4 protein-coding genes are annotated in these 5,029 nt (G+C 68.9%); 3 read left to right on the top strand and 1 reads right to left on the bottom strand.

The features are described from left to right. Nucleotides 1-84 precede the first annotated feature (84 nt). On the top strand, nucleotides 85-1,815 hold the full coding sequence (locus NBW84_RS22480; RefSeq protein ID WP_250287199.1) for an urease subunit alpha: 1,731 nt from the start codon (nucleotides 85-87) through the stop codon (nucleotides 1,813-1,815). A 39-nt stretch (nucleotides 1,816-1,854) separates the two neighbouring features. Here the strand turns inward: NBW84_RS22480 and NBW84_RS22475 are convergent, their stop codons facing one another. Beyond that, complete coding sequence (locus NBW84_RS22475) at nucleotides 1,855-2,205, bottom strand: hypothetical protein (protein ID WP_250287196.1); 351 nt, start codon at nucleotides 2,203-2,205, stop codon at nucleotides 1,855-1,857. A gap of 181 nt (nucleotides 2,206-2,386) precedes the next feature. Between NBW84_RS22475 and NBW84_RS22470 the strand changes: the two genes are divergently transcribed. Continuing rightward, nucleotides 2,387-3,214 carry an urease accessory UreF family protein gene (locus NBW84_RS22470; RefSeq protein WP_250287198.1) on the top strand — a complete coding sequence of 276 codons (828 nt, stop codon included), beginning with the start codon at nucleotides 2,387-2,389 and terminating at the stop codon, nucleotides 3,212-3,214. Nucleotides 3,215-3,392: 178 nt separating this feature from the next. Further along, on the top strand, nucleotides 3,393-4,436 hold the full coding sequence (locus NBW84_RS22465) for a hypothetical protein (RefSeq protein ID WP_250287195.1): 1,044 nt from the start codon (nucleotides 3,393-3,395) through the stop codon (nucleotides 4,434-4,436). Nucleotides 4,437-5,029 lie beyond the last annotated feature (593 nt).

The following is a 5,029-nucleotide window of genomic DNA, read 5'->3' as shown; positions in this document are numbered from 1 at the left end:
CGGTACGCCAACCGGCCCGGCGGGCGACGCTCCCGGCCCGCCAGACGACGCCCCCGGCCCGCCGGGCCGGCGTGGGGCGCGCCCGTGAGCCGCCGCCTCGACCGGGCCCGCTACGCCGACCTGTACGGGCCGACCGTCGGTGACCGCATCCGCCTCGCTGACACCGACCTGTTCATCGAGGTCACCGAGGACCGCAGCCGCGGGCCCGCCGGCGCCGGCACCGGCGACGAGGCGGTGTTCGGCGGCGGCAAGGTGATCCGGGAGTCCATGGGGCAGGCCCGGGCGTCGCGCGCCGAAGGTACCCCGGACCTGGTCATCACCGGCGCGGTCGTCCTCGACCACTGGGGTGTCGTCAAGGCCGACGTCGGCATCCGCGACGGGCGGATCGTCGCGCTCGGCAAGGCCGGCAACCCCGACATCATGGACGGCGTCCACCCCGGCCTGGTCATCGGCCCGGGCACGGAGATCCTCGCCGGCAACGGGAAGATCCTCACCGCGGGGGCGGTGGACTGCCACGTCCACCTGATCTGCCCGCAGCAGGTCCCCGAAGCCCTCGGCGCCGGCATCACCACCCTGATCGGCGGCGGGACCGGCCCGGCCGAGGGCACCAGGGCCACCACCGTCACCCCCGGGCCGTGGAACCTCGCCCGGATGCTGTCCGCGATGGACGCGCTGCCGGTCAACGTCGTCCTGCTCGGCAAGGGCAACACCGTCGGTGAGGATGCCCTGTGGGAGCAGCTGCGCGGCGGCGCCGCCGGCTTCAAGCTGCACGAGGACTGGGGCTCCACCCCGGCGGCGATCGACGCCTGCCTGCGGGTCGCGGACGCCTCCGGGGTGCAGGTCGCGCTGCACTCCGACACCCTCAACGAGGCCGGTTTCGTCGAGGACACCCTGGCCGCGATCGCCGGCCGGGCCATCCACGCCTACCACACCGAGGGTGCCGGCGGCGGGCACGCCCCGGACATCATCACCGTGGCCGCGGCGGCGAACGTCCTGCCGAGCTCGACGAACCCGACCCGCCCGCACACCGTCAACACCCTCGACGAACACCTCGACATGCTCATGGTCTGCCACCATCTGAACCCGACCGTGCCCGAGGACCTGGCCTTCGCCGAGAGCCGCATCCGGCCGTCCACGATCGCCGCCGAGGACGTCCTGCACGACCTCGGCGCCATCTCGATGATCGGCTCGGACTCGCAGGCCATGGGACGCATCGGCGAGGTCGTCCTGCGCACCTGGCAGACCGCGCACGTGATGAAGGTCAGGCGCGGCGCCCTGCCCGGGGACGGGCGCGCCGACAACGCCCGCGCCCGCCGGTACGTCGCCAAGTACACGATCTGCCCGGCCGTCGCGCACGGCCTGGACGCCGAGATCGGCTCGGTGGAGCCGGGCAAGCTCGCCGACCTGGTGCTCTACGACCCGGCGTTCTTCGGCGTCCGGCCGGCCGTCGTCATCAAGGGCGGTTTCGTGGCCTGGGCGGCGATGGGCGACGCGAACGCCTCCATCCCCACCCCACAGCCGGTGCTGCCGCGTCCGATGTGGGGGGCGGCGGCGGGCCCGGCCGCGGCGTCGTCACTGTCGTTCGTCGCCCCCGCCGCCCTCGACGCCGGCCTGCCGGCGCGCCTCGGCCTGGCCAAGCCGATGGCCGCGACCGCCGACGTCCGCCGCCGCGGCAAGGCGGACCTGCCCGAGAACACCGCCACCCCCGACATCCACGTCGACCCGGAAACATTCACCGTCACCATCGACGGCGACACAATAGAACCCGCCCCGGTAGCCGAACTCCCCATGGCCCAGCGCTACTTCCTCTTCTGATTCCTCTCCCGGTTCTGAGCCCTGTTCCGGCTTCGAGCATCAGCTCCGGCCACGCCCATCCCGCCGACGCCCCCGCCGCGCCGCACCGTCCGCGCTGCCTGGAGCTACAGTCGAAGTCAGGCCGTCGCCGCCGCCTGTGCCATCGCTCATGCCACCCAGCAGACGCACGAACCTCGCGGTTTCTTCCTGGTCCTCGACGGTGTCGAGCGCACCCCGCTCGGCGGCGAGCCGGTCGAGCATGTCGCCGAGCGCCCGGTGCCGGCAATCTCGTACCGGTCCGTTCCGGATGCCCATGTTGATCTGAACAGACAGATTCTCGCCCGCCGTCTCGAACGCCGAGACGAGGTCGACATCAAGGGTGTCTGAAACCCTGCGTTTTACCTGCGTCACGCCCAGATACTACCGCTGTCGTACGCTTCTTCGGGTCTGATTTCTGCGGCGGAAGACGCGGCTCGGCGCGGACATGTTGTGCCCCGCAGAACGCACTACGGGAGTCTGGCGGTCACAGTCGTTCGCTGTTGACGACTGTCGGGAGATCGCCGTCGGGAGATCGCTGTTGGGAGGACGCCTGATGGTGGACGCGAGCCGGGCGGCGTTGTTGCTGTTGGCGGACGGGCGGCTGCCGGCGGGTGGTCATGCGCACTCCGGCGGGATCGAGGCCGCGACCGTCGACGGCAGCGTCACCGACCTCGCCGGCCTCAAACGCTTCCTGCGCGGCCGGCTGGCCACGACCGGCCTGGTCTCCGCCGCCTTCGCCGCCGCCGCCTGCCGGCTGACCCGCAGCCCGCATACGGACGGGAACCTCCCGATCACTGTTTCGGGACGGCTATCGGCCGCGCCACCCCAGCCGTTGTCAGACCGGCCGTCGTCAGACCGGCCGTATCCGGAGGAGATCGCTACTTCCGCTTCCTCCGATACCGACGCCGCCGGTGGCGTCACGACGCCGACCAGGGCGATCATCGAACTGGACGTCGAGCTGGACGCGCGGACGCCGTCGCCGGCGCAGCGTTCCGCCAGCCGCGCACAGGGCCGGGCGCTGCTGCGGGCGGGCCGCGCCGCCTGGCCGGGGCTGTCCTGCCCGGTCCCGGCGCCGCACCATCCGGTCGCGTTCGGCCTGGTCGCCGCGCACGCCGGCCTCTCCCCCGCCGACGCCGCGCTGGCCGTCGCCTACGGCACGGTCAGCGGCCCCGCCTCGGCCGCGACCCGCCTGCTCGGCCTGGACCCGCTGGCGGTCACCGCCCTGCTCACCCGCCTCACCCCCGCCATCGACCACACCGCCGCCGAGGCGGCCGCCCTGTCGAACCACCCCCCGGCGGACCTCCCCGCCACCACCGCCCCCCGCCTGGAACTCCTCGCCGAACACCACCACACCGCCACCATCCGCATGTTCGCCTCCTGACGCCCGGTAATCCAGCCACTCCAGAACGATCGACACCGAAAAACCGCGGCAGTGTGCGCTGTCGGCCCACAGCGTCGCCGGCGGACACGCCGAACGAGATACCCACAGCGACCAGAACGCACAGATCCGTCATATGCCGTCTCATCAGCTTTGCAGCCCTGTCCCGCGAAGGCAGAAAATGATCACAAAAATATCCGCGACTATCCCACACCGTGCGCCGCCCTGCCTGCCAGTGGTCGTCATAGTTGACGCGCAGAATGTCCGCGGCCAGGCCCGGGAGGTTCTGGGCAGCCCTCGCCTACCCACGGTCCCTGGTATTCGGACGGCGCTCCAGCCATTCGGTTTCGACGCGGTCGAGATCTACGTCGGCATCGGCACCCGCGCCGCCGGGAGCAACAGTCAGGCACTCCACCGTGAGATCGGCAAGAACCTTGAATACGCGCGTTCCATCACCAAAGATGGCGGCAGAATCCTGAACGGTGCGCTACGGGACAACAGTAGCGGCGGGCTGAGAAATTTTGAAGAGAAACTTGTGGATGTGCTCTGCGGGATACAGGTCGCCCGTTCCGCCTACGCAATCCGACATGAAGGCCACCCAGCCCGCGCCATCGTCATACTCAGCAAGGACATGGACCTCGACCCAGCCGCGCACTTCTCAGAACATCTGGCCGTTCCTGTGGTGACCGCGGCGACATCAGTGATCAACAACCGTCCTGGCATCCGCTGGCTACTGCTCGGTGAGCAGGAGATGTTGAGCATGGTGGGACGTGACGGCCAGTACTGTGGTTCCAGCCGTCGCAACGAAATAGCCGAGTACGCCTGGAAACGGTACGGCCGGAACTACGACTGGCAGGTACTGAATCCCGAACGTCGTCACGGCAGAGTTGATGTGCTGCTTCGTCATGCCAGCGGTGTGGCCGGGCTGGCCTCGTCCCGTCTGTTCGGCAACCGGCAACCTCCGCGCGGACAGGTGGTGAGGCTCCACCCAACAGGTGTTGACCTCGGGGAACGGGGCAAGGATTTCCCCCTACTGGAACTCGGCGTCGACGGAATGGCATCACCGTGCTCGACGCTACGGACAGCGACAGTAACGGCGCGAATATCTCCCACTACCGCCGAGGCATGTTTTCCCGGGTCGACAGATCCGATCAATATCGACATACCGCGAGACGGAATACTTGTCGGTGCGACCCTGCTGGTAAAACAGGTACAAGGACGGTGACGTCTTGTCGGGTGCGTGGACGGCGCTACAGCACCGGCACCGACCAGACTGGGAGGCTGACAGGCTCCCACAGCGTTGTATGCACGGGACGTTACGCGTATCACGCAGCAGACGTGATAACGAACACCGACGAAGAAGCCACGCCGATCTTTTTGCCGCTGGATCGCGCAGTTGGGGCCACAGGCTATCATACGGCTGTTGAAACGGGACACACGACGGATAATGACATCCAGATACTCGCAGCCGCGAGCTCCAGGATACCGTTCTTTGAATAAAGAAAAGGCGGTCGAAAGACCGCCTTTTCCGACTACTACGTGCCTTGTACTACAAGTACGACGTACTCTTGCCGGCCCCCATGTCCGGCACAGTTTATGACACCCGGCTCAACGAGTGCAGATCTACCTGCACCATGGCTGGAGCAGCCGTCAAGTCCGGCTCGGCGCGGTCGGCTCGGCGCGGTCGGCCTGGAGCTCTGCCGATGACCGCCGCCGCCATCGCCTGGCGCGCGGCCGGCGCCGACCCCGGCACCGTCGAGGCAGCAGCCCTGTCTGCCCCGATCGACACCGTCAGCATCCAAGCAGCTTCCCACCGAA

This window comes from Protofrankia sp. CiP1_Cm_nod2 (assembly GCF_920664355.1).
In the GTDB taxonomy this organism is placed as follows: Bacteria; Actinomycetota; Actinomycetes; order Frankiales; family Frankiaceae; genus Protofrankia.
This window is presented reverse-complemented; position numbering and strand designations above follow the sequence as displayed.

Bases quoted from the DNA above. Each gene is read 5' to 3' on its own strand.
- NBW84_RS22470 (WP_250287198.1), top strand. From the start codon at position 2,387: ATGGTGGACGCGAGCCGGGCGGCGTTGTTGCTGTTGGCGGACGGGCGG.
- NBW84_RS22465 (WP_250287195.1), top strand. From the start codon at position 3,393: ATGATCACAAAAATATCCGCGACTATCCCACACCGTGCGCCGCCCTGC.